The sequence below is a fragment of the Roseateles sp. GW823-FHT07B05 genome (assembly GCF_058794515.1).
Genome location: NZ_JBXAGX010000001.1, coordinates 1 through 26,863 on the forward strand (window position 1 = coordinate 1; position 26,863 = coordinate 26,863).

Sequence of the window (26,863 nt, forward strand, 5' to 3'; positions counted from 1 at the left end):
TTCACTGCGCAAATCGTCCCCGCGATCAGCCTGCGGAAGCCGTCCCCGAAATCAAAGGCTTATTCAGCGTAGCCCTAAGCGAGGCATCGCTCCCCGGAATCACCGACAAGCGAGTAGATGGATTCATGAAGGGATTGCAATGAGTAAGAAGGAAGTTCGAATTGCAGATCTCCTCGAGTTCCAGCACGTCTTGATCAGATGTGCGGATGACCTCAATCAATGGCGTGCCAAGCGCGATGACATTGCTGAGCATGAGCGTGTGGGAAGAAGCCTGGTCTGGGTCTCCCAGCAGATGACAAAAGTCTCCGGGCACCTCGCCCGAGTCGCAGAGGCTCCTTCCGACGAGCTAGATTTGGAAGACGATCACGAGGTGGGGTTGCGGCTTCGCCGTCTACGCGAGCTCTACTTCAGACGAGGGCGCTTTGGGAACGATTTCGACGGGGACCTGACGAGGGAGCATCCCTTCTATCGGAGCTTTCACGATGAAGCCGAGAAACTGCAGCTTATCTTCGGCCCCAAACCGAAGCCTAAGTCGGAGCACGGTGGCTTGATCGAAGGGTTGCCGCCTTCCAGATCCTTCCCAGAGTCTGACGCCTAATCGCGCGCCGCCTGCGATGTCATTGCCTGCCTGAAGCACTGCAAGGACGACGTCACGAGGAGTCAGCGCGTGAGAAGTCGATGGCTGCATGTATCCGCAGGGGCTTGCATTGCTAGTAGGCCCTGCCAATACGCACCTGCTATTGCAAGCAGAATTGGAGATCGTCCATTGTCTCGGTCTAGGTATCTGGCGATCTCGCTGGCGGCGGCCTTGGCCGAAGGCGCCATGGCTCAAGCCTCCACGGCTCCGAGCAACGATGCCCCAGCCTGGGTTCAGGCGATTGGCTCAGTCGTCGCTATCGTGGTGGCCATCCTTGTTCCGTGGTGGCTCCATGCTCAGGCTAGAAGTGACGCGAAGGCCACTGCCGATACGCGCGCCAAGGTGGTAGCTTCTGGTCTCGTGGAGTGGATTATTGGACTGGATGAGGTGGTGAAGCCAGCGGCGGAGTGCTTTGAGAGCCACTCGAAAGATGAGAAGCCGCACGAGGAAGATCTATCGTGGCGTCGGCGTCTGAACCAGATTTATGTGCCTAGCGATGACCAGTTCTTGGAGGTCGCGGTAATGTGGCCTGGTTGTGCCGCGTTGCTTGCTAGAGCGCGCACGAGAATCTGGCAGGCCCGCAGTTGCCTTGAAGACAAAGATAATTTGACAACACAGGAGTTCGATAAAGCTGCGGTTAACTTGCGTGCTGCATTGCCGTACCTTGATCTGGCTAGTAAGGAACTGCAGTCTGCAACCAGAGAAGCGTTTTCAACGGCCCCTCAAGGCGTCGAGTCGGTGAATAGGAAGGCGCAGGATCCCTCGAGATGAAAGCAGTGGGATCTGGTTTGCATGGGCGGCGAGAAGAACGATCAGTTCACGGAGCCAGTCCGATTCCTGGCGACTTGGCTGCATAACCACCATTGACGTACCAGTCGCTGGCGAAAAGCGCTCTGTGGAGTGCCGCTCGCCAGGAATTCGGTGCGTAGTTCGACAGCCCGCCAGACGTCTTTTCCAGGTGCGATCGGATTTCCACCGCTGATCCCATCAGCTTCAAGATCTCTGCATTGCTGGCAAGCTCGTTGGCCGCTGCCACCGCGTACCTCGATGCCAGTTCCAACTGATCAAAATTGTTCTTCACCCGCTTCGTCAGCTCTGGCGACCACGCAGCGACCTGCCCGACGTGAAAAGTAGCCGAAGCGGGTGCGGTCTCGTGCAGCGTTGCTGTGAGCCAAGTCACGCCCTCAATCGCAGCCTCCTCAAAGTACGGATGCACCCCAATGTTGTCGGCCGTTGCGACGCCGCCGCCCATCTTCTTGTTGCATGTTTCGCAGCAAGCGACGAGGTTCTGACAGAGAACTGAGAACTGTGGATAACGGGCCTTCGCAAGGAAATGATCCAGCGTGTAAACCTGACCAAGTCCACAGTAAGGGCAGGTGGCCAGGCTCGGCAGCGCCAACAGTTGATCGTAGACCTTGCGCGCTGCGCCGTCTTTGTCGAGCATGACCTTGCTGTACAGACTAGTTAGGTCGCCCTTGGTAAGTTGGCCGCAGATGATCTGGTTGTCATTGCCATGTAGGAACGACTGAGCGCCATAAAGTGCCCGCTGACCGGCCATCGCCACATACGCGTCGTAGCCATCGAGAAGATCGGCCTTTGCAGCAACGAACCGGCCGGTGTCGCCCGGCGATGTAAGCTGTCCGATGCAAGTGTCAAGGAGAGTGGCTGAGTCAAACGCAGCGCAATCCAATCTCTTCATTGATCACCGCCACGGGCTTCGTCGCGGGTTCGTAGCATTGCACGCAGTTGGGCCTGCGCCTCAAATCCGAGTTGCTCCCCGAAGTCCAAGAATATGTCGTCGAACGATCCACCCTCGTCGACGGCCTTCTGCAGCAATTCGTGGAATCCAGACTTGGCGACTTCCAATCCAAACACTGCTCTCGTGAGAACACCTACGTTCTCTCCGAACGTCTCAATAGGCGGGCGTTCATAGCTTCCAGAGCTGCGGACACGTGAAACGACCCACCCACATAGTCGCGGAACCTCCTGCAGAACCACTGGAGAATGAGTGGCGATGACGGCCACGCCATTGCGATGGTTGAGCAGATCAGACAGTGCTCGAATAAACGACGACAAGAGCGGTGGGTGCAGATGGCTCTCAGGCTCGTCGATCAACACCAGTGTCCTCTCTTCGACGAACGCGACGAGTTTCGTCATGGTCAGAAGGACAATGGCGTGACCTGAACTCAGGTCGTCAAACACCTTCTCGGACCTCTGCGTGAGTTCTGATACTTGCAGCTCGATCAAGTCTCTGAGAGCGAGATCTTTGAAGTTCCGGTCCGTCTCAAGACGCTCGATAGCATCGGACCAACGCTCCCGCTTGCCGTCTGTCGTCATGCACGACATCAAGGCCTTCACGAACTCGCTTCGGAGGTGGCGCTTCTCCTTGACTGTCTTGAGTTCGTTCGGCCCCTCCTGACCCGTGAGGCCTGTAGCGATGTCCTGCATGCCGACATAGAAGTAGGCCACTTTTGAAGACCGATCCTGCGGAATCGAAGGAGGATCAAAAGGGTCGAATGCGCTGAACGAAACAGAGACGACGCTGCTGAACTCCGAAAGGTCAGAATCGTTCTCCACACCGTACTCATTAACAGTCACGACATTCGGTCTATCGATTCGATTCGAATCGGGAGCTACGATGGATCGGACCATGTTGTTGAGGATGGTTGTCTTGCCAACTCCGTTTCGGCCAATCAAGACGTGGATGTTGGTCGATGGTCTGGTGCCAGGATTTACTCCGAAGTACAGATTGAAAGCGCCACGGTCCTCACCTCCCGGGTCTTTGTAGCGAAATCGAAATGGGGTCAGGACCGGTTTTCCTTCGATCACCCGCCGATACTGGCCCACGATCGTCGACAGGCTGACGTCACGCATCAGGGATTTTCGAAACACCGCTTCGTCCCGGGCGTCACGGAAGGTCTCGTCGTGAGCGGCAACGTCGCCCACCGTTTTCAGATAGAGATCGACGACCGAAGGATCAAGTTGCTGTCGAAGTCTTTGGTAGTACTCGACGTCTTGCCCGAGGGAAAAAATGACTGGAGAAGTTTGACCACGTACGTGGTCCAAAGTCCATCCATCGACCTGGCCGCGGTAGGCAACACGCGTCGTTCCTATCTTGAACTTTGTTCCCGCCCTGTCTACATACGTGACGAAGAACGTCGTCTTGAATCCGAAGTCGTCCCAGTTGTTCGGGTGAAATTCGAAGGTTTCTAGCCGCTGCGACGAAGAAGTGTCTCCGAACTCCAGAAAGACGATATTGATCATTTGATGCGAACTCCCTCAACCGGCTACGGACATTCTCGTCAGCATCCACCTCGTGGCGCCTGATGGGTCCGTCAACATTCCGGAAACGATGCCTACAGGCTAACGCAACTGCTTGACGAGGCGGTCAGTGATCGGTTCCCGCATCCGGTTGTGGCGTTCCAAGTGGTATCCCTGATTCAGCAGCCAGTTCATGACGCTGAGCTCTCCCTCACGTTGGCAAACGCCTTCCAGACGGACGGCGAGCTGCGATACGCCCTGAACGCTTCGCTGGACCCGCGCAAGCACACGCTCCATCGCGCGTCGTCCGAGCATAGGCTCCGCGGATGGAGGAAGCTCTTCGCTGTCGAGCTCGACCTTCTTTGCGACGCCGCAACTGAACTCCACGACAGTCACCCTCAGTTGGGGCTTCGGTGTGCCCGCATCGATCAGTTCGCGTTTGAGCAGGATCTGGTAGCCGCTGGCTTGGTCATGGATCCAGTACGCCGCCAGAGACGGATCCGCAGCGAATGCGCTGAGCGAAGGCTTCGGCAGCGCATGCACACGCCCGCAGAAGTTGCGCACCCATGGTGACGTCGCGACGATCGACGTTCTCGACTTGAAGAAGCAGGGGCGCGGATCGTCGTTCATGGCGCAGCGGACGTAGCCGTACTCCCGCAGGTGCTTTTGAAGGGTCTGGTCGCGCACCAATTCCACAAACAGGCCTGCCCACCCCTGCATCACGACGGCGCGTTCCATCTCTTTCATGAACTCGACGAGTTGCCGGATGTGCGCGTGCGAGTACCGGCGGTGCCTGCGTACCGACTGGTAGCGCCGCACTTCCCAGGCAGCCACGTCAAGGCAATGACGGTCAAAGTACCACTCGCCTCGCAAGTGCGGGCGCACGCTCTTGCGAACGTACAGGCCGACATGGCTGGCAGCCAGCCATTGGTTCTGACATCCTTCGTCAGCCAGGAACTTTGCGATCGCTACTGCCGGAAGGCTTGCTTTGCTGCCCATCTCGATGGTCGATTGGTTGAGATGTCCAGAATTCTCCAGACCCCGATCCTCTCGACAAATTTAGTTGGATTGTTTTGGAAAAACATAATCCAATCAAAGACTTGCAGAGATGAAGGGCGCGCGTCCGCGAATGGCGCGGCCGCGGGTAGCGGCTTCGACTTGAATCGTGGCCACGCGCTGTGTCGCCAATCGCACATTGAGGCCGCACCCGTGCAGCACGAATTCCTCGGCCGCCTGAGCAGGCCCGTCCAAGAGCTTGTTCTTGAGGTGCAACGCCGCACCCAAATCGACATTCAGGTCGTTGTTGACGACCGCCTGAATCGCATGGGCCCGTTTGGATGGGGCAACCTTGAGGTGGAGATCGAAGCCACGCGCATTCAGATCCACGCGCCGTCCAACGGCTACTTTCCGGATGGCGCGGTCCGACACGAGGTGTTGCACGCGGCCCGATTCCATCTTGAAGGTGTTCCCAAGATTGCGCTGGCTCACAACGTGCCTTGGAGCCAAGTCTTGGCAGACGCGCTGACTCACCTCGATAACGCGATCGAACACCTCATCATCGTTCCTGTGGAGCTTCATCACCACCCTGAACGCAGGCCGCACTGGGAGGCTATGTTGCGGGAGGTTTGTTCAGTCCTCCCTGATGTGCCTCCTGAACACCGCAGGCTGGCGGTGTTCATGCATTGGACGTTCTTGCGCCACGTGCTGCCGGGTTCACCCCAGATCGAAGTCATCAGAGCCTTCGCGATGGCCCATGACTTGTTTGAGGCCGCCGAGCGTTTTGCTGATCAGTTGATTGCTGCTGCGCACTGCAAGGAGGAGATGGCGAGCCTGATATTCCTGACTGCACCGGAACTGCCTAAGCAGCACGCTGCGTTCGAGTACATCCGCAGCGGTGCAAGCACGAGCCAAGCGCCCATCCGCTGACCTGGCTGCCCTGGTCGGCCAGGTTGTTCAGCGACGGCGTTTCGCCGGACGTATCAGGCAGTAAAGCAGTGCGCTCGCCACCCCGCCGGCGCAACCTACTCGTCAATCTCCCGCTGCACCTGTTCGACCAGTGCCATGGCCTCGCGTGCGAAGGCTAGCGCGGGCACGCCTTCGCCCCTGAACCTGCCGATCTCGAAACCCTCTGGCAACGCGGGACCGGCTTCCATGATCGACAGCGGGAAATGGTGTGTGTTCCCTTTGCGGATGCTGAACAGTTGCTGAGCAAGCGGGCTGACAGCGATGGTTTTGACACGATCCCGGCGGTCCTTGTCGACCTTGACGTGCTGTTCCAGCGTCGCAAGGGTTTGCTCGTCGGCGAAGGTGTTGCCATCAGGGTCACAGAACCGGAAGTGCGCCTCGAGGGCAGCCATCTCGAGGTAGCTGTAGGCGGCGTTGAGGAAAGCGCTCAGCAGCCAGCGAAACCGTGCGCGATCGGTGTCGCCACTCGCCAGTCCCAGGAAGAACCGGCACTCCTCGACCTTGTCGCGAGCGCTCTCGATAGCAGCTAGATCCAGGCGATCCAGGTAGCGGTCAAAGTCGGAAGAAGGGGCGTCGTGCATGCCTCACTCGCACTCGACATCTGCGCAACGCCACTTTGCGTCCGACCGTGGTTTTGACCCGTACAACGTGCGTTCTGACGATGCGCTCTTGTGGGCGTTGTAGAACGCCAGTTCAACCAGTCGGGGAGTCGTTCCAACGTCGCGGGCCATATCCTGGATGAGCTTCAGGTAGCGCTTCCAGTTGCTGATCGAAAGACCTTGTCCTAGGCGGTTTTGTGTGACGGCTTTGGCGTTATGAAGAAGGCGCCAGGCTCGAACATCGATCACACCAAACCTGGTCGGGTCCCAGGCAGCCAACAAGGCTGACGCGCTCGGCACAGCAACACCGTTCAGCGCTATCAGCGCTTCCATGCGTGTTTGCTCGCACTCGGCAGCAAAGGCTTTTCGCGTGGCCGCGCGCACCTTGGCTGCTGAGTTGCTTTGGCACAGCGGGCTGCTCCGTGGACTTTTCCAACGGCAAACCGCCAGAAACTCATCCTTCGTGTAGTGGCCGCGCAGCTTGGCCTGGCGGCCAAAGCGTTGAAGTTCGATGAAACGCTCGTCAGGCTCTTGTCTGAGATCGCGTGCAAACCGTTTCAGATCTTGGAGATTCATGACAGTCCTCCAGTTGCCTATGGAGCTTGGGTCGATGCTGCCAGGGGAGGGCGCAAGCGCTTTACCTGAAATCCCTGCTCGTGGCCTTCGCCCACGGTCGACCTCAAGCTTGAAGGGAGGCGAGGTCGACGAGGACTGGGACTGGCTTGGCAGCAGGTCGGGCTGCGGCCATCCCGAAGATTGATGATGCCAACCGCACTGCTCCCTGCCAGAACGTCATGGTAGCCATCTAGGCTGAACTCGGTGACGACGGGAACTGGGAGGACATGATGAAAACTTCTCTTCGCCGGTGGAGCGCTTGGATGCTGCCCTGCATGGTTTCGACAGCTTGCCTTGCCGCGGAACCACTGGAGCAAGTAAACGCGGTGCTGTGGCAGCAGCGCAGCGTCGAGTACGTCGCCTCAACCCAGCAGGTCTACCGACAGGCGACGCTGGCCCTTGAGGAAGCCGTCCGCTCCTGTGACCGCAAGAAGAATCGCCTCAAGGGATGCGTTCCGGTGGCCATGGAGCAGCTCAAGCTTCGGCCGGCGGAGATCGCGCGCTTGAAACCCGCCGTCATCCTTGACCTGGACGAGACCGCCCTGGACAACTCGCCCTTCCAAGGCGAGCTGCAGCGTACGGGTGACGACTACAACTCGGGCAAATGGGCCCAGTGGGTCGCTGCCTCAGCCGCGAAGGGCGCAAAAGAGCGCTTTCATCGACTGTCCGTGCCGGGAGCTGCTGAGTTCACGCGGCGGGCGCAGGAGCTCGGCGTCGACGTCTTCTACGTCACCAACCGTGAATGCGCGGGCGAGGCAACGAGGAGCAAGTGCCCGGCGCTCGACCAGACGATGACGCTGATGGAGAGCGAAGGCTTTGCCAGGTCGAAGGATGAGGATGCTTTCCTGTTTTCGACCGGCGGCGTGACGGACAAGACGGCACGCAGGGAAAGTGTGGCCAAGAAGTCCAAGTGGATCGCCATGCTCATCGGCGACGACCTGGGCGACTTCGTGGGGTCGAAGCTCCGCAACGACCTTCGCGCGGACAAGAAGACCGATGAGAACAAGGCAGATCTGGCGCACGCCGCGGAGCAATGGGGCCGGCGCTGGTTCGTCGTGCCCAACCCGACGTACGGTTCCTGGGAGCGGTATCTGGCAAGCGCCGCCAACGAGACGTGTCCTAAGCCCGCGGATTCGAGTGCAGAAGCTCAGGTCGCCGCGCGGACGGCATGCCGGCTCATCAAGGCGAAGGCGAAGGATGGGCTGGTGCAGTCCATGACCGCGCAGACGCTTCGTGTGGCCACCTGGAACCTCGGGTGGCATGTCGCGAAGGCGGAGCTTGATCCTTGGATCGCAGCGTGCTCAAAGATGTTCGTCAAGAACTCGACGACGAAGGCGTGGGAGCCCGTGCCTGACGGGACCGCTGGTGCAACGCTTGGCTGGCTCATCAGCGAGTCCCGTCCAGTCATCGTCGGCAACGACCTGTCGATCATGCCGCCATGCAATACCTACCAGGATCCTGCCCGCAAGGGCATTGCGGTCAATGCGGCGGCTTATGAGAAGCGGGACCGGCAGATCTCGGAAATCCTTGCCCGGGACGTCAAAGCCGACGTCATCGCGTTCCAGGAGGTATCCGGCGTCGCCGCCGTGCGCGAGGCCCTGGGCACGGCAGCGAACGACTACAACGTCTGCTCGTTCGAGCCCAAGTACAAGGTTCAGCGCCTGGCCTTTGCCTGGCGCAAGACTTTTGGGCCGGCTGTCGAATCCTGTTCCGACATCGCCTCTATGACCCTCCCTGCGCTTGCGCCTGAGAATCAGGTGCGTCCGGGACTGACGATCACTTTGAAGATTGGGGGCAAGTCGATCCGCTTCCTGACAGTGCATCTGAAGTCCAGTTGCGTGTCGCCGCTGGAGAAGGACAAGAAGAGCATGGACGACGACGAGGCGTCCAAGGACTGCAAGATCCTGCGGGAGCAAGTGCAGCCGCTGGAGGATGTTTTCGAACACCTCGCAGACGGTGTGGATCATTTCGTCGTTCTGGGCGACTTCAACCGCAACCTTTGGCACGAAGCGAACAAGGTCGCTGGAGCCGAAGCGACGCGCAGCGATGGGTCGACCGATCTGCAAGCGCCCCGCCCATCCACGGTGCAGGCGCGCAACCTGCTGCTTGAGGTGAACGACGGCAAGCCGGCAGCGTCGAAGGCTGTGCTGCTGGCGGCGCATTGCCCAGGTGATGCTGCCGTACAGGCCGCTTGCGAGAAGTCCAAGACCACCGTGCTCACTTCAGCCGATTCCGCAGTCCTGACGAAGTCGACGGGTCTCGGCTGCCGCAATCCAGTCGGGCTCGATCACGTCCTGGTGTCAGAGAGTCTGGCCAGCGCGGTGGGCTCGGTGTCGAAGGTGTCCATCGGGGCGCTGGGCGGATCCAAGTCGCCGAACCCACCTAGCTTTCCAGAGCCGCTGCTCGCCGCTTCCGATCACTGCCCAACGGTGGTGGATCTGGCTTGGTAGGACGCTGACGGCCGCATCAGTAGGTCCAGTGAATTCAGAGTCAAACTCACCGGGGACCGGGCAGTGTGGTTTGTCTAGAAGAGCAGAGACAGTCCATGCGTTGCCAGCCCCTCACTCAGATCGATCCGTCGCAGGTTGTGCGTTTTAGCTGCTATGCCCACGATGGCCGCAAAGGCAAAAACTGCGCTTACGCGAAAGACCAAGTTCAAAAGAATGTCGTCATCTCGTTGAGTACCACTGAAACACGACATGGCACAAGGCATCCCACGATTCGCAACGATCTCGTCGTTGCTGGCACATCAGAAGTACGCAGCATGTGAAGCCTTTGACAAGCGTAGCAATGGCCTGATCAAGCACGTCGGATCCTTGCGCTGGGCCGTTGATGAAGGCCTCGGATTTGGCGCACACGCGTTGGCGGTCAAGACCTTGCCGGGCATCTCGGCGGATAAGTTGCTCGACGACCATTCCATGTTCCCACTGCTGTCGAGGATGTTGCTGACATCACAACTGACCTTCTGGCGTCAAGCATTCATTGCCGGCGCGCCGTTGGCCGCAAGGTTGATGTCGGACTGTCGCCGTGTGGGTCTCCTGCAAAGTGGATCGAAAGCCTACTGCCCGACTTGCGTGGCCGAGGACCTGGCTGCGCTTGATACCTCTTTTTGGCGGACGTTTCACCAGTTGCCGTTCGTGCGCAACTGCGCGGTGCACGGTTGTGCGCTCAGGTACAAGTGCGGCGATTGCGGGATTCCCTTCTCGCGCGCGGTGTGGCACCGGCAACCCCATGACGGCTGCGAGACGTGCAGGTCCACCAACATCTGGCAGGACCGTCGACCCGAGCGTAGCCCTGGCCTGTTCGACATAGAGGCGTTGGTGCGTAACGTGCTGTTCAACGATTGCGGGCTGGACATGGCAAGGGTGAAAACCGTCGACACGCAGGCGCTGGTGCGGGCATGGGGCTGCGAATCCGAACGGGAGCTGCTGACGAAGCTGGGTGTGCGGGAACGACCGCTGGTGACCACGCTGTACCGAAGGGTCTTTGGCGAAGATCCGATAGCGATGTCTCTTGCCAAGGTCAGCTTTGCAATCGGCGCAGCACAGTTCGCTAGACCTGGGCTGTGCAGCAGGTCTGACACCATGTTGACCCGTCACAACGAGGCGCGCCGTCGGTGCCCTTCCTGGGTTCCTCCGACGCACATGAAGCTTGTGCGATCGGGCGCCTGGTCCTAGGTACTGCCGGAGCTTCAGGCGATTTTGAGAACGAGCTGGTTGTCTCTGCGGTAGACTCACCGGTACGCACCGAGCTTCTGACTCTTGATCGTGATGAGCTGCCAGTCGCTTGGCCAGAAGGTTGCGGAGCAGATGCGCAGCCTTTGTATAACGACTAGTTCGTCTTTCGCGAACGCGTCGAACATCAGATTTATCTCCTCGGGCCGATCAGGAAGCGACAGCGTCCATCCGGGCTCTCCTAGGCCCTTCAGTGAGCGCCACAGCGACGCAAGCCTGCGGTTGCTCAGCCAGAACGCCATGCACGCCGCTTCGCCAGCGGTGAATGGAACTCTCCCTGCGTTGGGGTGCGTCCCGATGAGTTCAAGTTCTTTCAATGGGTTCGCGGCCCACCGCAGCAGAAAGTCGACGCTCAGGGGGTTGAGCAACCGATGGGCCAAGCGCTCAGTGGGTATCGCGATAGCTCGCAGCAGGGAGAGCGACGCACACACAATCTGGTGGCCTTGGGCATGGGCTGTGACGAGGTCATTCGCGCCGCGGTCTTCAGGAATTTCGAGACCCTGTAGTCGCCGGCTATCGGCAATGAAGGGAGAGAAGCCACTCAACGGGACCTTCAAGTCGCGCACGTAGATTCGACGCCACCCGGGCCCCAGTTTGTAAGGTTCGAACGACTGAGGCAGTCTCCACGAGGAGGGAATTCGAGCGGCAATAGCCGATGCATCTCGGCGAGTCCCCTCGGAAGACGTCAGCTCTACATCCACCAGAATCGTTCCATCTCGCTCGATGAGGCCGTGTTCCCAGACCAGGCGTTCTTCTCCCGCACTTTTCTGCTCATTGAGCATTTGGTGTCGCAGCGGCGTGATTTTTGTGAGCTGCTCGTGAATAGGGCGATGTAGGCGAGTCATGCCCAGTCTCCCACCAGGCGATGCTCCCAGCCTCGGTTGGTCGGGTTGCGATGCGGCGATGACCACAGTTGTTCCAGCAGGAACAGCCGCATGAAGATGTGTTGAATGGGCCAAAGGCGGCGACGCGCGGCGGTGTAGGTGGCCCGCCACCACCGTTTGCCGCCCAGGTCAGAAAGCCTCACGCCGGTGCCGACCGCAAAACGTTCCATTTGCAGGTCCAGTCTCGACGCTGCGACGGTCCGATGGGGGCCCGCGAATCCATGCGATCGCAGCAGGCTCACCAAGTCGTCTGCAGTCATGTGCAGGGCACCGTGGGCTGCGAGACCGCGCTCCGAGGTCGCAGCATTCAAGCTGACCTTCGCTACCGCGCGGCCCATCGCGTGAGACATCGTCAGCGGCGGCTGAGTAAGTCTTCCTGGCAGGCATCGGCTGCGATGCGCCGTCCAGAATGCTCCGGCGCTCGGTGCGTAGGGCACCTGGCTGTCTGAGAGGCGGTCGCCGTGCAGGCTGCAGTTGATGACGAATGGGATCTGATGGTTGACATGCCAGTACGACTCACCGACCTCTTCCGTGTCCACATCTAGGCAGGTTCGGCAGAACCGCAGTCGCTCGGGGTCGAACGGAGACCGCTGGTGTGAAACGACCTCACGCAGTGGCAAGTTTTCTGCGTGGGAAGCGTCGAGGGCTTGTTCCAGACGTTCAGGATGATCGAAGGCGAGGTGATACCGAAGCATCGTGTGTGCGTTCGCAAACGCGACCGTGTCGGTCGGTGTGCGGTGGTTGGTGTACTGGATCAAGCGGCTAATGCGGTTGGGGAAGGCGATGCTGGTCGTGGACGACGGCGGTCCAAGGACTTGGCGGGCACGAAAGAGTCGCTGCGACTGGCCGCGGTTGCGGATATCCCGTGCTACCAGGCTGTACCAGAGTTCTCCCGGGTAGGGCGCTGGGAGCCGGTCAAGAGGCGATACCGTCATGCGGCCTCCAACTCGGCAACGTTGAACATGTGGCCGGCGTCGCGTAGCGCCGCGTCATGGTCCGCACCGGCTCGAGTTGCCTGATGAACAATGCGTCGAATGTCGGACGGTTCGAGAGCAGCCATGGCGACGTCCACCTGAGCCATCTTCTTTGTGTCTTTGGTCGGACGCGGGCCCTTGCGCATGGCGGTGCCGAGGGCTGCCTTAACGATTTCAGGAGCGGTCGGATTGGCCGCTTCCTTGGCCGCGTGGCCGGCGACTGCCTGTGCTTGTTCCGGCGAAGCGATCCCCATGGCGGTCATCACGTTGGCAGCGACTGCAGCTGCGGCGGCTCGACCGGCGTCGTCCATCACCCGTTTGGCCGCTTTCTTGCCTTTCTCGTGCATCGCGAACTCGGCCAAGACACGCTGGGTGTAGGCCTCCGCATTGACGGGCTCGGCATCCCAGATCATCAGATCGTCCTCCATTGCGCCGTTGCGCATGAGTTCCAGGGCCGGGCAAACGTATTTGAGGAACTGAGCGGCGCAGGCTTGCACCAGCGGTCGGGTGATCGTCTCCGTTTCGCTGGCAATCGCCGCTGCCTGCGTGAAGACCATGAGCTTCACTGCCAGGTCCGGGATGCCTTGAGTCTCCTCGTAGAACGTGCTGATCAGTTCATCATCACAGGGCACCACGTTCTGAGTGAACTGCAAACGGAACAGCCTGCGCATGAAGCCGGTCCACACTTTGCCTGGCCTGATGCGGCGGGCTTCACCAGAACCTTGAACGGTCGCGCGACGGCCGCAGAACAGCGTGTCCTCGAGGATTGGAATCGCGCGCCAGGTGCCCAACAGCAAGATTGGGCACTTGATCTCGTTGGAGAGTGTGGTCAGGAACTCGACAGCATGGTTGTCGATGCCCGCCTTCTTGTGCATCCAGTGCTGAATCTCGTCGATGATCAAGATGCCAAGCTTGAGCATGCGCGCCAGCGTCGCGCACTCCACGGCCAGCATACTGGCGTTGGCGCTGGTGGTCGTGAACGCCTTGCGGGTTCCGCCCGCATTGACCAATGCTTCATAGAGCTTCGAGTAGATCATCCACGCCAGTGACTTCTCGGTCTTCACGGTGGGGGCCGATCCGATCACGTACAGACGCTGTATGAAACCGTGGTGTGGGTGATAGAACGCTAGGTCCCTGCTCAGTTTGCGTAGCAGTCGCACGGGGACTGAAGTTTTGCCGCAGCCGGGCGTGCCGATGACGGTGATTAGCTGCGGGCGGTCGCCGAACGTACGCCCGCCACCACCGAACTGCCCGAGCTCGATGCGCCTGCACATCGCTTCGAAATCCGACTGCGCATCGGAATGGCGCGGGTCTTCGCGAACGTATGCCGCGCAGATGGCATCCCACAGGTTCTTGGCGTGGGTGACTTGCTCAGGCGTCGGAAAGAAGAATTCGAAGATGCGCTGGAGGTACTCCTGCCGAAGGTGGGCCGGCTTTGCACGATCGGCGTCTGTGCATTGCACTGGTGGCGTCAGCAGGTCGCGGATGTGCTCCTTGCGCAATGGGCCGATCCAGGTGATGAGGGGGTTGCCCTCGTAGTCCGAGTTCTCGGCGCTGAAGTACTTGTTGATGGTGATTGTCTTCATGGAGTTTCTCGTTTCAGTCCGTTGTGGTTGAGGATGCGAATTCAAGGAAGTCGTCTTCTTCGTCTGGGGACGTCAGAAGCACCGCTGGGATCGGTGGCGTCGCCGATGCGGCAGACTTGGTGGCCGATGGAGGTGATGCGGGCGGTGCCGCGGGCGTCGCCTGCGACGCAGGCGTTGCAGTTCCGCCCGAGAGCACGAATGCGTCTTTAGGGGCATGGGCGAACGAGTCTTGCTGGCGGTGACCCTTCATGGCTCTCAGTTGCGATGCCTTGGAGCCTTGCGCAGGCGCCTGCGCGGTGTCCGCCTTCGCTTCGGAGTTGTTCTGCATGTCTGCGTCGTGGGTGTCCATTGCCGACGCGTGGGTGCTCGGCTTTGCTTTGGCGGTGTTGACCGCTTGACCCCGGCGCTTGAGGTCGATCTCCTTGAAGCATTTGCCGAAGTAGCTGGACTGATGCTCAAGCTTGTGGTTCAGCCCGCAGATGACCGGACGCTCAAACTCGTCTTCACCGAGGGCGACGACGTAGATCTGATCGACGAGGCGCTCGTCGAACTTGATCTGCAGGTCTTTGCGGCCAAGGCGTCTGGCCTTCGAGTACGGATAGAGGCGGTTCAGTTCGTCGCTGAGGTAGATGCAGCCGCGGAAGGTGATGCCGCCTTCGGTCTGCATTGCCGCCCCCTCGCTCATGAGGCTCAGCTTGACCTCGTCCAGCTCAAAGCTGGACAGACCGCCGCCTTCATGGGCGATGGAGTAGTTCCAGAAGTCCAGCGGTGATGTCGTTCCCCCATTGGCCACCATCTGAGCGGGCAGCTCCATGTCAGCGCGCGGCTTCTTCATCCGGTCCAGTTCGTGGCGCAAGAGCTTTTGCATGAACTGGTCCAGATCGTGATCGCCCTTGAGCTTCCACTCGGAGTTCTGGGCCTTGGCCCATGTGCTGGTGAGGTGGCCAGGCGTGAAGCCAGTCAGCCGGACTTGAAGGGTGCGGAAGTCCGATTCGGAACCGCCTTTACCGTCAGGCGCCTGTCCTCGCAGGTTCGTGACGGCCACATCCGTTGCACGCTCGAAGGCGGACGCCTTGAAGTTGTACGTCTCGCCTCGGTCGAACTTGAGTTCGCCCGGCAGCCCCTTGATCGGCCACTCCTCTGGTGCGATGTCGATGCCGTATCTCTTGCAGAACGCCACCTTGTCCTCAAGGCAGTTGGCGATGGCGGCTGCCGCGAGGTTCCAAGATGCGGCCTCTAATGAGATGGCGATTCCGAGAAGCATGCCGGTGCGAACGCAGCGGATGCGAAAGACCACGGGGCAACCGATGGCGTAGCGGCCGGGCAGACGACTCCTGATCCCGGCGTTCCAGATGGTTGCGTCGCCAGAGCCTAGTTCGCCGCCGGCCCCCGCAGTCGAGCGTTCGTCGCCAGTGACGGGTCGTTCGTTCTGGTTGAACTCGATGTCCCCGACTGCGCTTCGGCGCCGGGTTTCGTAGTCGTACAGCTTGTAGAACCAGACCTGAAAGACATGCAGCTCGGGCAGGGCACGCTCAGGAATCCGTTGTTTCCCGCCGTTCGCAGCAGGCATGACGAAAACCTCCGTGATCATCTTGAGCCGCGCAGCGGCGAGCGACGGCTTTCGTTCCTTGAGCTTCCAGTCGTAGTAGTGCTTGAACACGCGCAGCGTCTTGCGATCGACGCGGAACGCCGTCGGCCGAGCCGGCGCGTTGCGCTGGCGTGGGCGGCCGTCGATCGTGCAGTCCGGCAGTACCTCCAGCGGCTCAAGCACCCGCTTGGATGCGGCGATAGCCAACGCAACCACATGCTTCTTGGCTGCGGTCAGGTCTTCGTTGTCCAGTTGGCTGAGGTCGATCGGCTTGCCGCCACAGTTTGACCATTGGGTCCGGAAGGCATCCTCGGTCTCGCCACCAGACCAGAACTCTCGAAGGGCCTTGAGGAAGGTCTTCTGAGTGAGCGTGGTGTAGGTCTTCTTGAGTTCCTTGTAGGCCGCAGCTCTGCCGGCCTGGCTGAGCAGCTTGGGGCGTTCTCTGAAGCGCAGAATGGGCAGGAAGTTCGCGTATTTCTCCTTGGCGTGCCGAGACTGATTGGTCGTCAATGCGCCGGAAGGCTGATTGAAGTTCGGCGAATGGACCAGGACATCGCCTGCCTTGATCTGTTGCTGAAGATCGACAGTGAACCGTGCCTCCGGGAATGCCTTCGGGTCGTCGAGCGGAAAGAGGTACGTATGTGTCGCCCGCTTGAGGATCACGCGCCAGTGCACGCTGCCGTCGGCGGACGCGAGGATGTCGCGGCGCTGATAACTCACGACGCTCGCCTCGCGAGTCGATCAACGCGCGCCTGTGTCGCCTGTGATACCGCCAGAACGTTCTGCGAGAGCAGGTCGACGGCGTGCATGTTGCAGACGAGATCACCGCGATAGATGAGGTTGGAGATCACCTGCGTGAACTGGTCGATCGAATGCGATGTCTGCTGCGCCAGACGCCCGGCGAGTTCGTTCAATGTCTCGCTGGCGGTGGCCGCGCGCACGGCGACAAGAATCAGCGCCTTGCGGTGCTCGTAGGTCAGAGTGACATCGTTGACGACGGCCTTGTGAAGGAAGCGGTGCTGTTGGAGTCGCCTCGCGTTCTTGAAGAATGCGTCTGGGATGCAGGCGGGCGACTCCGTAACGACTCGCAGCTTTTTGTCATGCGCTTGCCAGTAGCGCCGTTCGATCTCCATCTTCTCGGCAATCCGGAAGTTGCTTACGTCAGTGCTGCTCTTGCACTGAAACGGGAACTGCACGATTCCCGTGTCCGTGCGCACCTCGGCGAGGAAATCCGATGTCATGTCGAGGTCCGCACCGGAGCGCGGGCATTTCGGATGCTCGATGCCGAGGTCTCTGGCAATGCTGCGTGTCTCTTCTCGGTCCAGGGGGTACTGGTCGTAGATCTCGATCACGTCGGGGTTGACGTCCAGCATGAAGAACGTGCGTGCTTCGATCTGGGACAGCGTCAGAATCTCTCGCCCATGTCTGCCCTCGCTCTTGCGCGATTCGTCACCCTTCGAGCGGAAGTCCCGGAAGGCGATCCAGGAGAGGTAGTCCGCACCTGTGCCGGTGCCGCGGCCTTCGTCGATGCGCTCTTGACGCTTGGCGTCTCCCTGCTCGTACTCATGCATGCGAAACCTCCGCGAGGGTTGCAGAGATGGCGTGGCCGGCGAGAGAGGGGCGGGCTGCGAAGGGGCAGTTATGTCGAACGCCGGGGGGCGATGCCGGCTGATGCATTGAATTGGTCATGGATCTCCTGAAGAAAAAAGATCCAGGCCTGCCACCGCGGTGCGATCTAAAGCGGTACGAATTCGAAGGACGTGTTGGTCCTTCCCACCCGACGCGCTTTGCTCGTACGGGTGGGTGCTTTAGACTTGCCGCATACCTTGTGGGTTGCACGTAGGTAGGGCGGCAAAAGGGGCTTGGAAGTCGGTAGGACGCCTTCCAAGCCCTTCGCTTTTTCCGGATGCGAAGACCTGGCGTGGGGAATTGGTGCTCTGTTGCGGCAGCCGAATTGGCCGCCGGCTGGTGTGATGTCCTCCTGCGGTTGCTGAAAAAAGCTCTAAGTCTTGAACAAATCGAAATCGTGGTAAATAAATCGAATGAGATTTATTTGCGAGGCCGTGACAGGTTGCTCGCGAGCGTCGGTCAATGAGCAGGCCTGGCGTTGCGTCTAAGAGTCAGCGACATACCGGCAAGGACGCCGAGGAGTTCGCGGACGAAGCCCGTCGGATCTTGAAGGCCGAGATGGCGCGGCGCGGATTCAGCTTCAAACAGTTGGCTACCGCGCTGAATGAGCTGGGTGACGCTGAGACCGAATCGGCTCAGACCTTGATCAACAAGGTCAACCGCGGACGGTTCACCTTTGCCTTTATGCTGCGTGCGAGCCGGGCGATGGGTGCGCGCAGCCTTGACGTTGCTCCGCTTCGAGATGGCGTCGCAGGCACGCCCATCGGCGCTGGTGAGTAGCTCCCGCGGTCTGTGGGAGCGTTAACGGCGGACAGCATTTCTGACATTCAATCCTCCTCTTGAACGAGGCAGCGCCGTTTGGCGCGCCTGTGTCAGAAGTGAATCTTCCGGATCGTTTTCGATTCGAATAAAGTTCCTAGAACTCTATTCACTCGAAGAGCGGCCGGCGTATGGCGAAACGGGGACGTCCGCTGATAGGCGAGGCGAAGTTGACTGCGAAAGAGCGCAAGCAGCGCTTTGATGCCCGGATGCGGAACGCAAATGGCGAAGTGTCCGGCCAGCCCAGTCGTACGCCGGTTGTGGTCTACCTCAGCGAGGCCGCACGCAATGCGTTGAGGAACCAGCGGCTGTTGGCTTCTGAGGCCGAGCTGCCGGCTTTGGTCGATTCGGTGGTCATTGAGGCTGCGCTTGAACAACGCCTTGGCGCCGCCTTGACGTTGGACGCTGACCGCGTGAGGCGATTGAAGGAACACATCCTGTGGCTGGAGGCACAGCTTGGCCACTACCAGTCGCTGTATCTGCATGTTGGCCGCGGGAACAGCCCTGGCGACCTGAAGGTGCGGAGGCAATGGTTTCAGCAGGTGGTCAAAGCAAGGATTGGCGCATCAAGCGCGAGCGCGCCGAGTTCGCGTGATCTGGCGACGAAGTGTCGGGCGGCGATCCAAAGCATGTCGGGTTACGAGGCGAGGAAGCTGGTCGTTGATCTAGTCGCGATCGAAAGAAACAAGCTGGAATTTGAAGATCACGAGCAGGCACTTGCCGACCGCTTGTGCGACTACGTGGATCGAGCGCTGGGTGTCTGACAAGCCGGCTCGTAGACCTTGCTGAAGTCCATGCAGACGTAGTTGGAGCAGCCTAGTTTCCGACTCTCGTTGACAGCAGTTTCCGACTTCGCTGCCAACTTTCCGACTTGCTCTGACAGAGCCATTAGGGATGCGTACAAACGCGGCGTGCAACGCGTGGAACCTAAAGCGGCACTTCTCAATATCTCGGCAAGTCCTTATTTATGAACGATATTTTTTGCACACACTGGTTTTTTTGACAGCCTGCTCTAAGTGCTTGATTTCATTGAAAAAACTTGTGCGCATTCTTGACCCTGGTGTGCCCAGGGCTTAAAGTGGGGAGAAGTGTCGTTTCGTGGTGAAAAGTGTCGGAAATCGTCTTTCAGGGAGCTTCAAACTTGGCGTTGGACGCCAAGGGGCGCCTGGGCGTTCCTGCGCGACACCGTGAGTTGCTGCAGGCGCTCTGCCAGGGGCGACTGACCGTCACCAAGCACCCGGACGGCTGCCTGATGCTGTTCCCGCGCCCGACGTGGGAGACCTTCCGCGACAAGGTGGCGGGCCTGCCGATGTCGGCCGCCGGCTGGAAGCGCGTGTTCCTGGGCAATGCGATGGATGTCGAGATCGACTCGGCGGCGCGCGTGCTGATCTCGCCCGAACTGCGCGAGAGCGCCGGACTGGACAAGGAAGTGGTGCTGCTGGGCATGGGCAGCCACTTCGAGATCTGGGACAAGAAGGCCCACGTCGCCCAGGAGGCCGAGGTGCTGGCCGGGCCGATGCCGGACGCGCTCAAGGACTTCAGCTTCTGATGGCCACCGACGTGAACGAGAGCGCCCCGTTCCGCCACACGACCGTGCTGCTGGACGAGGCGGTGGACGGCGTGCTGGCGCGCCTGGACGGCGTCTACGTGGATGGCACCTTCGGCCGCGGCGGCCACTCGCGCGCGCTGCTGGCGAAGCTGGCACCCGAAGGCCGCCTGATCGGCATCGACCGCGACCCGGAGGCGATCGCCGCGGCCGCCGCCATCACCGACCCGCGTTTCTCCATCGTCCACGCCGGCTTTGCCGACATGGCCGAGGAACTGGCGGCCATCGGCGTGCATCAGGTGGACGGCGTGCTGCTGGACCTGGGTGTGTCCAGCCCGCAGATCGACAACCCGGAGCGGGGCTTCAGCTTCCGCTTCGACGGGCCGCTGGACATGCGCATGGACACCACGCGCGGCGAGAGCGCGGCGGACTTCCTCGCGCGCGCCGACGAGCGCGCCATCGCACAGGTGATTCGGGACTATGGCGAAGAACGGTTTGCTGGCCAGATTGCAAAGGCGGTTGTTGCTCGCCGAGAAGCCGGTGCGCCGCTCACGCGCACCGACGAACTGCGCGAACTCGTGGCTCGCACGGTCAAGACCCGCGAGCCCGGCCAGGACCCGGCCACGCGCACCTTTCAAGCTCTTCGGATTCATGTCAACGGCGAACTGGAGCAGCTTGATCAAGGGCTGAAGGCCGCGCTGCGGTTGTTGGCGCCGGGCGGGCGGCTCTCCGTCATCAGCTTCCACTCGCTGGAAGACCGCCGGGTGAAGCAGTTCATCGCCGAGTACAGCAAGCATGTGTTCGACCGCCGCGCGCCGTTCGCCGAGCCTGCGCCGCTGATCCTGAATGCGCTGGGCCGCGTGAAGCCGAGCGAGACCGAGGTGCGTGCCAACCCGCGCTCGCGCTCCGCCGTGCTGCGCGTGGCCGAGCGCACCGATGCACCGCTGAAGAGCTGATCGCGTGGCCAAGCTCAACTTCGCGCTGATCCTGGCCGTGCTGGCCAGCGGCATCGTGCTTGTGCACAACGCCTACGAGTCGCGCCGCCTGTTCGCCGAGCGCGACCGCATCAAGGCCGAGGGCCAGCGTCTGGCCGCCGATGCCGAGCGGCTGAAGGCTGAGCGCCATGCGCAGGCCACCAACCTGCGCGTGGAGCAGGTGGCGCGCGAGCGGCTGGGCATGCGGCTGATCTCGCCGGCCGTCGTGGCGTCGGGGGTGGCGCCGTGAGCAAAGGCAACAAGTCCGGTGCCCGCGCGCTCGGCTCGGGCCGCGCGGTGAACTATTCCACCAGCCCGCTGCTGGCGTCCAAGACGCCGCCGTGGCGCTCGCGCTTCCTCGTCGCGCTCGTCGGGCTGGCCTTCGCCGGCCTGCTGGGGCGCGCCATCTACGTGCAGGTGCTGCACACCGAGTTCTTCCAGAAGCAGGGTGAGGCGCGCTATGCGCACACGCTGGAGCTGCCGGCCAGCCGCGGCCGCATCAACGACCGCAGCGGCCAGACGCTGGCCGCCAGCGTGGCCGTGCCGTCGATCTGGGCCATCCCGAAGGAAGTGGACGCGGATGCCGACAAGCGCCGCGCACTGGCCAAGGCGCTGGGCCTGTCGCCCAAGGAGCTGGAGGCCAAGCTCAACCCCGAGTCGCGCTTCGTCTGGCTCAAGCGCCTGGCCGATGACGAGACCGCGGCGAGCGTGAAGGCCATCGGGATCAAGGGCGTGTTCCAGGACCGCGAGTACCGCCGCAAGTACCCCGAGGGCGAGGCGGCCGCGCACGTGGTGGGCTTCACCAATGTGGAGGACCGCGGCCAGGAGGGCATCGAGCTGGCGTTCCAGAAGGAGCTGCAGGGGCGCGATGGCTCCCGCTCCGTCGTGCGCGACCGGCTGGGTCGCGTCGTGGAAGACATCGGCGACATTGTGCCCGCGGCGAACGGCCGCGACGTGGACCTGTCCGTCGACTCCAAGGTGCAGTTCTTCGCCTACCAGCGCATCCGCGACGCGGTGGCTGCCAACAAGGCCAAGGCCGGCTCCGTCGTCGTGCTGGATGCGCAGACCGGCGAGGTGCTGGCGCTGGCCAACTTCCCGAGCTACGACCCGGGCAACCGCCAGAACCTGTCCGGCGAGCAACTGCGCAACCGCGCGCTGACCGACGTCTTCGAGCCCGGCTCGACGATGAAGCCCTTCATCGCCGGCCTGTCGATGGAGACGGGCCGCACGACGCCCGACACGCTCGTGGATACCGGCAACGGCCGGTACGCGTTCCAGGGCGCCGTCATCACCGACACGCATGCGCACGGCGTGATCCCGGTCAGTGAGGTCATCAAGTTCTCCAGCAACATCGGCGCCACCAAGCTTGCGATGCAGATGCAGCCGCGCGAGATGCACGAGATGTTCACGGCCATCGGCCTGGGTCAGCGGCCGCAGATCAGCTTCCCCGGCGCCATCAGCGGCAAGCTGCGGCCGTACAAGACCTGGCGCCCCATCGAGCAGGCGACGATGAGCTACGGCTACGGCCTGTCGGCGTCGCTGTTCCAGCTGGCGCGCGCCTACACGGTGTTCGCGCGCGACGGCGAGATCATCCCCGTCAGCATGCTGCGCCAGCCGCACGACCACCCGGTGGCCGGCATCCGCGTGTTCAGCCCCAAGGTGGCTCATGACCTGCGCCTGATGCTGCAGGCCGCCGCCGGCCCCGGCGGCACCGCGCCCGACGCGCAGGTGCCCGGCTACAGCATCGGCGGCAAGAGCGGCACGGCCCACAAGCAGGAAGGCCGCGGCTACGCCAGCCACAAGTACCGCTCGTGGTTCGTCGGCATCGCACCCATCAGCAAGCCGCGCATCGTCGTCGCCGTCATGGTGGATGAGCCGACCGCCGGCGTCTATTACGGTGGCAAGGTCGCCGGGCCCGTGTTCAGCCAGGTCACGGCGCAGACGCTGCGCCTGCTGGGCGTGCAACCCGACCTGGACGTGAAGAGCCAGATCGTCGCCAACCAGAAGGCCGTGGCCGTCGAGGAAAGTTTCTGATGCTGACCCGCCTCAAATCTTCTGACGCCGCCGCGCGCTGGCTCGCCGAATGGTGCACCGGCACGCTGCGCACCGACAGCCGTCAGGTCATGCCCGGCGACGCCTTCATCGCCTGGCCCGGCTACGCGCGTGACGGCCGCGAGTACGTCGCCGCGGCGCTGGCGGCCGGCGCGTCCACCTGCCTCGTCGAAGAAGCCGATGTCGACCGTTTCGGGTTCGTGGATGCCCGTGTCGCGTCGCTGCCCGGCCTGAAGTCGCGCACCGGCGACATCGCCGCCGCGTTCTTCGGCAAGCCCACCGACGCGCTGGACGTCATCGCCGTCACCGGCACCAATGGCAAGACCTCGTCGGCCTGGTGGATCGCGCAGGCCTCGGCCCAACTGGGCAAGCGCTGCGGCGTCGTCGGCACGCTGGGCATCGGCGAGCCGCCCAAGCTGGACTACAACGGCCTGACCACGCCCGACCCCGTGCTGCTGCAGGCCGCGTTCGCGCGCATGCGCCAGGACGACTTCGCCGCCTGCGCCATCGAGGCCAGCTCCATCGGCATCGTCGAGAAGCGCCTGGCCGGCACCGCCGTGCGCGTGGCCGTGTTCACCAACTTCACGCAGGACCACCTGGACTACCACGGCGACATGGACGCCTACTGGGTGGCCAAGCGCGCGCTGTTCGGCTTCCCGGGCCTGCGCGCCGCCGTCGTCAACCTGGACGACGCCAAGGGTGATTCGCTCGCCGCCGAGCTGTCGGCGCTGGACGTGTGGACCACCGGCGTCGAGCGCCTGGACGCGCGGCTGACCGCCCGCGGCCTGCACTACACCGGTGACGGCCTTGCCTTCACGCTGCACGAGGGTGCCGAGGCCATCGCCGTGCAGACCGGCCTCATCGGCGACTACAACGCCGCCAACCTGCTGGGCGTGGCTGGTGCGCTGCGCGCGCAGGGCCACACGCTGGCCGACGTGGCCCGTGCGCTGTCGCGCGTGACGCCGGTGCCGGGCCGCATGCAGCGCGTGGGCAATGGCCGCGAGCTGCCGCAGGTCGTCGTCGACTACGCGCACACGCCCGATGCGCTGGACAAGGCGCTGTCTGCGCTGCAGGGACTGGCCCAGGCGCGTGGCGGCGAGCTGGTCTGCGTGTTCGGCTGCGGCGGCGACCGCGACCGGGGCAAGCGCCCACAAATGGGCGCCATCGCGGCGCGGCTGTCGGGCCGCGTCGTCGTCACGACCGACAACCCGCGCACCGAGGTGCCGGCGCAGATCCTGGCCGACATCACGGCCGGCGCGCCGGCGGCCACCGTCATCGAGGCCCGCGAAGAAGCCATCCGCGCGGCCATCACCGAGGCCGGCGCGCGCGACATCGTGCTCATCGCCGGCAAGGGCCATGAGGACTACCAGGAGGTGCACGGCGTGCGCCGGCCGTTCTCCGACGTGGCCGAGGCGCGCGCGGCGCTGCTGGAAAGGGCGGGGCTGTGAGCTTTCTCTCGCTGCTCGAGGCGCAAGTACTGCTGCCCGGCTCCACGCTGGTGGGCGATGGCGCGACCGCCTTCGCCCGCGTGCACAGCGACACGCGCACGCTGCAGCCCGGCGACCTGTTCGTCGCGCTGCGCGGCGAGCGCTTCGATGCGAACGACTTCCTCGCGCAGGCCAGGGCCTCCGGCGCCGTCGCCGCGCTGGCCGAGCGCGGCCTTGCCGAGGCGGGCCTGCCGGGCCTGCTGGTACCCGACGCGAAAGTCGCGCTGGGCCAGCTGGCCGCCGCCTGGCGCCGCCAGCACCAGATCCCCGTCATCGCCGTCACCGGGTCCAACGGCAAGACGACGACGACGCAGATGGTCGCCAGCATCCTGCGCGCCTGGGTGGGCGATGACGCGCTGGCCACGCAGGGCAACTACAACAACGACATCGGCGTGCCGCTGACGCTGATGCGGCTGCGCCATGACGACGAGCGCAGCCACCGCGCCGCCGTCGTCGAGCTGGGCATGAACCACCCCGGCGAGATCGCGCCGCTGGCCGCGATGACGGCGCCGACGGCGGCGCTCGTCAACAACGCGCAGCGCGAGCACCAGGAGTTCATGGCCACCGTCGAGGCCGTCGCGCGCGAGAACGGCGCGGTGCTGGAGGCGCTGGGCCCCAGCGGCTGCGCCGTGTTCCCCGCCGAGGACGCCTGTGCGCCGATCTGGTTCGAGATGGCCGGCGCGCGCCCGCACCTGACCTTCGCGCTGCGCGGCGAGGCCGATGTCACCGGCAGCGCCGAGTGGCAGGGCACGCACTGGGCGCTGGAGCTGCACACCCCCGCCGGCACCGCGCCGGTGGCGCTGCAGATGGCCGGCGAGCACAACGTGCGCAACGCGCTGGCGGCGGCCGCGTGCGGTCTGGCTGCCGGCGCACCGCTGGCAGCCATCGCGCAAGGCCTGGAAGCCTTCCGCGCCGTCAAGGGCCGCAGCGAGCTCAAGCGCGATGCGCGCGGCCGCACGCTCATCGACGACAGCTACAACGCCAACCCCGACAGCGTGCGTGCTGCCATCGACGTGCTGGCCGCGCTGCCGGGCGACAGCTGGCTGGTGCTGGGCGACATGGGCGAGGTCGGCAACGACGGCCCGGCCTTCCACCGCGAGGTCGGCGCCTACGCGGCCGAGCGCGGCATTGCCCATTTCTGGACGGCCGGTGCGGCCGCCCGCGACGCGGCCGCGGCCTATGGCCCGAACGCGCGCGCCTTCGACAACACGGCCGCGCTGATCGCGGCCCTCACGGAACAACCAAGCGCGGCCCAGACCCTGGTCAAGGGCTCGCGCTTCATGAAGATGGAACAAGTGGTCTCCGCACTTCAGACTCAAACGGGAGACACCCATGCTGCTTAGCCTGGCCCAGTGGCTGCAGGGCCTGTACCCCGACCTGGGCTTCCTGCGCGTCTTCAACTACATCACCTTCCGCGCCGTGATGGCCGCCATGACGGCGCTGCTGATCGGCCTGGCCTTCGGGCCCTGGGTCATCCGCAGCCTCACGGCGATGAAGATCGGCCAGCCGGTGCGCGCCTACGGCGTGCAGGCCCACCTGGCCAAGAGCGGCACGCCGACGATGGGCGGCGTGCTGATCCTGATCGGCATCGGCGTGTCGACGCTGCTGTGGTTCGACTGGAGCAACCGCTTCGTCTGGGTCGTCATGCTCGTCACGATGGGCTTCGGCGCCGTGGGCTGGGTGGACGACTGGCGCAAGGTCGTCGACAAGAACCCCGAGGGCATGCGCAGCCGCGAGAAGTTCTTCTGGCAGAGCCTGATCGGCCTGTTCGCCGCGCTGTACCTGGCGTTCAGCGTGTCGGAGACGAGCTTCCTCGGTGTCGTGCAGCTGTTCTTCCGCTGGGTGTCCAGCGGCTTCTCGACCGAGCTGCCGCCCAAGGCCGACCTGCTGATCCCGTTCTTCAAGACCGTCAGCATGCCGCTGGGCGTGTGGGGCTTCGTCGCGCTGAGCTACTTCGTCATCGTCGGCACCAGCAACGCGGTGAACTTCACCGACGGGCTGGACGGCCTGGCCATCATGCCGGTGGTGCTGGTGGGCTCGGCGCTGGGCCTGTTCGCCTACCTGACCGGCTCGTCGGTGTTCGCCAAGTACCTGCTGCTGCCCTACATCCCGGGCGCCGGCGAGCTGCTGATCTTCTGCGCCGCGATGTCCGGCGCGGGCCTGGCCTTCCTGTGGTTCAACGCGCACCCGGCGCAGGTGTTCATGGGCGACGTCGGCGCGCTGGCGCTGGGCGGCGGGCTGGGCACGCTGGCCGTCATCACGCGCCAGGAGATCGTGCTGGGCATCATGGGCGGCATCTTCGTGGCCGAAGTGCTGAGCGTGATGCTGCAGGTCAGCTGGTTCAAGTTCACGAAGAAGCGCTTCGGCGAGGGCCGGCGCATCTTCAAGATGGCGCCGCTGCACCACCACTTCGAGAAGAGCGGCTGGAACGAGACCCAGGTCGTCATCCGCTTCTGGATCATCACGATGCTGCTGTGCCTCGTGGGCCTGGCCAGCCTGAAGCTGCGGTAAGC

The 26,863-nt window shown here is 62.7% G+C and carries 24 protein-coding genes; 14 read left to right on the forward strand and 10 right to left on the reverse strand.

Annotation, left to right across the window (positions count from 1 at the left end; all coding sequences use genetic code 11):
* Positions 1 to 139: 139 nt before the first annotated feature.
* Together AC1Q7O_RS00005 and AC1Q7O_RS00010 are read left to right on the forward strand one after the other, a co-directional pair.
* A complete protein-coding gene (locus AC1Q7O_RS00005) occupies positions 140 to 598 on the forward strand; it encodes a hypothetical protein (protein WP_492660316.1) in 459 nt (152 codons plus the stop codon).
* A 225-nt stretch (positions 599 to 823) separates the two neighbouring features.
* Complete coding sequence (locus tag AC1Q7O_RS00010; protein WP_492662645.1) at positions 824 to 1,408, forward strand: hypothetical protein; 585 nt, start codon at positions 824 to 826, stop codon at positions 1,406 to 1,408.
* Positions 1,409 to 1,454: 46 nt separating this feature from the next.
* Here the strand turns inward: AC1Q7O_RS00010 and AC1Q7O_RS00015 are convergent, their stop codons facing one another.
* From AC1Q7O_RS00015 to AC1Q7O_RS00025, 3 genes are all read right to left on the reverse strand, one after another.
* The gene (locus AC1Q7O_RS00015; RefSeq protein ID WP_492660314.1) at positions 1,455 to 2,336 is read right to left on the reverse strand and encodes an HNH endonuclease; all 882 of its coding nucleotides are present in this window, start codon (positions 2,334 to 2,336) and stop codon (positions 1,455 to 1,457) included.
* Complete coding sequence (locus AC1Q7O_RS00020; protein ID WP_492660313.1) at positions 2,333 to 3,901, reverse strand: ATP-dependent nuclease; 1,569 nt, start codon at positions 3,899 to 3,901, stop codon at positions 2,333 to 2,335. The genes AC1Q7O_RS00015 and AC1Q7O_RS00020 overlap by 4 nt, the downstream gene beginning before the upstream one ends.
* A gap of 99 nt (positions 3,902 to 4,000) precedes the next feature.
* Positions 4,001 to 4,897: a hypothetical protein gene (locus tag AC1Q7O_RS00025; protein WP_492660312.1), complete on the reverse strand. Its 897-nt coding sequence runs from the start codon at positions 4,895 to 4,897 to the stop codon at positions 4,001 to 4,003.
* A gap of 21 nt (positions 4,898 to 4,918) precedes the next feature.
* On the opposite strand from AC1Q7O_RS00025, the gene AC1Q7O_RS00030 reads away from it, so the two are divergent.
* Positions 4,919 to 5,824 carry a hypothetical protein gene (locus tag AC1Q7O_RS00030; protein ID WP_492660311.1) on the forward strand — a complete coding sequence of 302 codons (906 nt, stop codon included), beginning with the start codon at positions 4,919 to 4,921 and terminating at the stop codon, positions 5,822 to 5,824.
* A 95-nt stretch (positions 5,825 to 5,919) separates the two neighbouring features.
* Here AC1Q7O_RS00030 and AC1Q7O_RS00035 read toward each other — a convergent pair whose 3' ends face one another.
* Together AC1Q7O_RS00035 and AC1Q7O_RS00040 are read right to left on the reverse strand one after the other, a co-directional pair.
* Positions 5,920 to 6,444 carry a hypothetical protein gene (locus AC1Q7O_RS00035; RefSeq protein WP_492660310.1) on the reverse strand — a complete coding sequence of 175 codons (525 nt, stop codon included), beginning with the start codon at positions 6,442 to 6,444 and terminating at the stop codon, positions 5,920 to 5,922.
* Positions 6,445 to 6,447: 3 nt separating this feature from the next.
* A complete protein-coding gene (locus tag AC1Q7O_RS00040; protein WP_492660309.1) occupies positions 6,448 to 7,038 on the reverse strand; it encodes a hypothetical protein in 591 nt (196 codons plus the stop codon).
* Between the two features lie 302 nt (positions 7,039 to 7,340).
* Here AC1Q7O_RS00040 and AC1Q7O_RS00045 point away from each other — a divergent pair, with 302 nt between their 5' ends.
* Both AC1Q7O_RS00045 and AC1Q7O_RS00050 read left to right on the forward strand, forming a co-directional pair.
* Positions 7,341 to 9,527 (forward strand): HAD family acid phosphatase, encoded by a 2,187-nt coding sequence (locus AC1Q7O_RS00045; RefSeq protein ID WP_492660308.1) that lies wholly within the window; start codon positions 7,341 to 7,343, stop codon positions 9,525 to 9,527.
* 249 nt (positions 9,528 to 9,776) lie between these two features.
* Complete coding sequence (locus tag AC1Q7O_RS00050; RefSeq protein ID WP_492660307.1) at positions 9,777 to 10,754, forward strand: TniQ family protein; 978 nt, start codon at positions 9,777 to 9,779, stop codon at positions 10,752 to 10,754.
* Between the two features lie 56 nt (positions 10,755 to 10,810).
* Here the strand turns inward: AC1Q7O_RS00050 and AC1Q7O_RS00055 are convergent, their stop codons facing one another.
* From AC1Q7O_RS00055 to AC1Q7O_RS00075, 5 genes are read right to left on the reverse strand one after another with little or no spacing between them, the layout of a single operon-like run.
* Positions 10,811 to 11,656, reverse strand: a complete 846-nt coding sequence (locus AC1Q7O_RS00055) for a hypothetical protein (RefSeq protein ID WP_492660306.1) — start codon at positions 11,654 to 11,656, stop codon at positions 10,811 to 10,813.
* Complete coding sequence (locus AC1Q7O_RS00060; RefSeq protein ID WP_492660305.1) at positions 11,653 to 12,630, reverse strand: TniQ family protein; 978 nt, start codon at positions 12,628 to 12,630, stop codon at positions 11,653 to 11,655. The genes AC1Q7O_RS00055 and AC1Q7O_RS00060 overlap by 4 nt, the downstream gene beginning before the upstream one ends.
* The gene (locus AC1Q7O_RS00065; RefSeq protein ID WP_492660304.1) at positions 12,627 to 14,255 is read right to left on the reverse strand and encodes an ATP-binding protein; all 1,629 of its coding nucleotides are present in this window, start codon (positions 14,253 to 14,255) and stop codon (positions 12,627 to 12,629) included. The genes AC1Q7O_RS00060 and AC1Q7O_RS00065 overlap by 4 nt, the downstream gene beginning before the upstream one ends.
* 13 nt (positions 14,256 to 14,268) lie before the next feature.
* Positions 14,269 to 16,563 carry a TnsB C-terminal domain-containing protein gene (locus AC1Q7O_RS00070; RefSeq protein WP_492660303.1) on the reverse strand — a complete coding sequence of 765 codons (2,295 nt, stop codon included), beginning with the start codon at positions 16,561 to 16,563 and terminating at the stop codon, positions 14,269 to 14,271.
* The gene (locus AC1Q7O_RS00075; protein ID WP_492660302.1) at positions 16,560 to 17,414 is read right to left on the reverse strand and encodes a TnsA endonuclease N-terminal domain-containing protein; all 855 of its coding nucleotides are present in this window, start codon (positions 17,412 to 17,414) and stop codon (positions 16,560 to 16,562) included. Before AC1Q7O_RS00075 ends, AC1Q7O_RS00070 begins: the two co-directional genes overlap by 4 nt.
* 520 nt (positions 17,415 to 17,934) lie before the next feature.
* On the opposite strand from AC1Q7O_RS00075, the gene AC1Q7O_RS00080 reads away from it, so the two are divergent.
* From AC1Q7O_RS00080 to mraY, 9 genes are all read left to right on the forward strand, one after another.
* The gene (locus tag AC1Q7O_RS00080; RefSeq protein ID WP_492660301.1) at positions 17,935 to 18,252 is read left to right on the forward strand and encodes a DUF6471 domain-containing protein; all 318 of its coding nucleotides are present in this window, start codon (positions 17,935 to 17,937) and stop codon (positions 18,250 to 18,252) included.
* A gap of 209 nt (positions 18,253 to 18,461) precedes the next feature.
* Positions 18,462 to 19,055 carry a hypothetical protein gene (locus AC1Q7O_RS00085; protein WP_492660300.1) on the forward strand — a complete coding sequence of 198 codons (594 nt, stop codon included), beginning with the start codon at positions 18,462 to 18,464 and terminating at the stop codon, positions 19,053 to 19,055.
* 353 nt (positions 19,056 to 19,408) lie between these two features.
* Complete coding sequence (mraZ, locus tag AC1Q7O_RS00090; protein ID WP_492660320.1) at positions 19,409 to 19,840, forward strand: division/cell wall cluster transcriptional repressor MraZ; 432 nt, start codon at positions 19,409 to 19,411, stop codon at positions 19,838 to 19,840.
* Positions 19,840 to 20,793: a 16S rRNA (cytosine(1402)-N(4))-methyltransferase RsmH gene (rsmH, locus tag AC1Q7O_RS00095; RefSeq protein WP_492660299.1), complete on the forward strand. Its 954-nt coding sequence runs from the start codon at positions 19,840 to 19,842 to the stop codon at positions 20,791 to 20,793. The genes mraZ and rsmH overlap by 1 nt, the downstream gene beginning before the upstream one ends.
* Positions 20,794 to 20,797: 4 nt before the next feature.
* Positions 20,798 to 21,061, forward strand: a complete 264-nt coding sequence (gene ftsL / locus AC1Q7O_RS00100) for a cell division protein FtsL (protein ID WP_492660298.1) — start codon at positions 20,798 to 20,800, stop codon at positions 21,059 to 21,061.
* Entirely contained in the window at positions 21,058 to 22,845 is a 1,788-nt protein-coding gene (locus tag AC1Q7O_RS00105; protein WP_492660297.1) for a peptidoglycan D,D-transpeptidase FtsI family protein, read from the forward strand. Before ftsL ends, AC1Q7O_RS00105 begins: the two co-directional genes overlap by 4 nt.
* On the forward strand, positions 22,845 to 24,311 hold the full coding sequence (locus tag AC1Q7O_RS00110; RefSeq protein WP_492660296.1) for a UDP-N-acetylmuramoyl-L-alanyl-D-glutamate--2,6-diaminopimelate ligase: 1,467 nt from the start codon (positions 22,845 to 22,847) through the stop codon (positions 24,309 to 24,311). The genes AC1Q7O_RS00105 and AC1Q7O_RS00110 overlap by 1 nt, the downstream gene beginning before the upstream one ends.
* The gene (locus AC1Q7O_RS00115; protein ID WP_492660295.1) at positions 24,308 to 25,693 is read left to right on the forward strand and encodes a UDP-N-acetylmuramoyl-tripeptide--D-alanyl-D-alanine ligase; all 1,386 of its coding nucleotides are present in this window, start codon (positions 24,308 to 24,310) and stop codon (positions 25,691 to 25,693) included. The genes AC1Q7O_RS00110 and AC1Q7O_RS00115 overlap by 4 nt, the downstream gene beginning before the upstream one ends.
* Positions 25,683 to 26,861, forward strand: coding sequence for a phospho-N-acetylmuramoyl-pentapeptide-transferase (gene mraY / locus AC1Q7O_RS00120; RefSeq protein ID WP_492660294.1), 1,179 nt, complete (start codon positions 25,683 to 25,685; stop codon positions 26,859 to 26,861). The genes AC1Q7O_RS00115 and mraY overlap by 11 nt, the downstream gene beginning before the upstream one ends.
* The last annotated feature ends 2 nt before the right edge of the window (positions 26,862 to 26,863 follow it).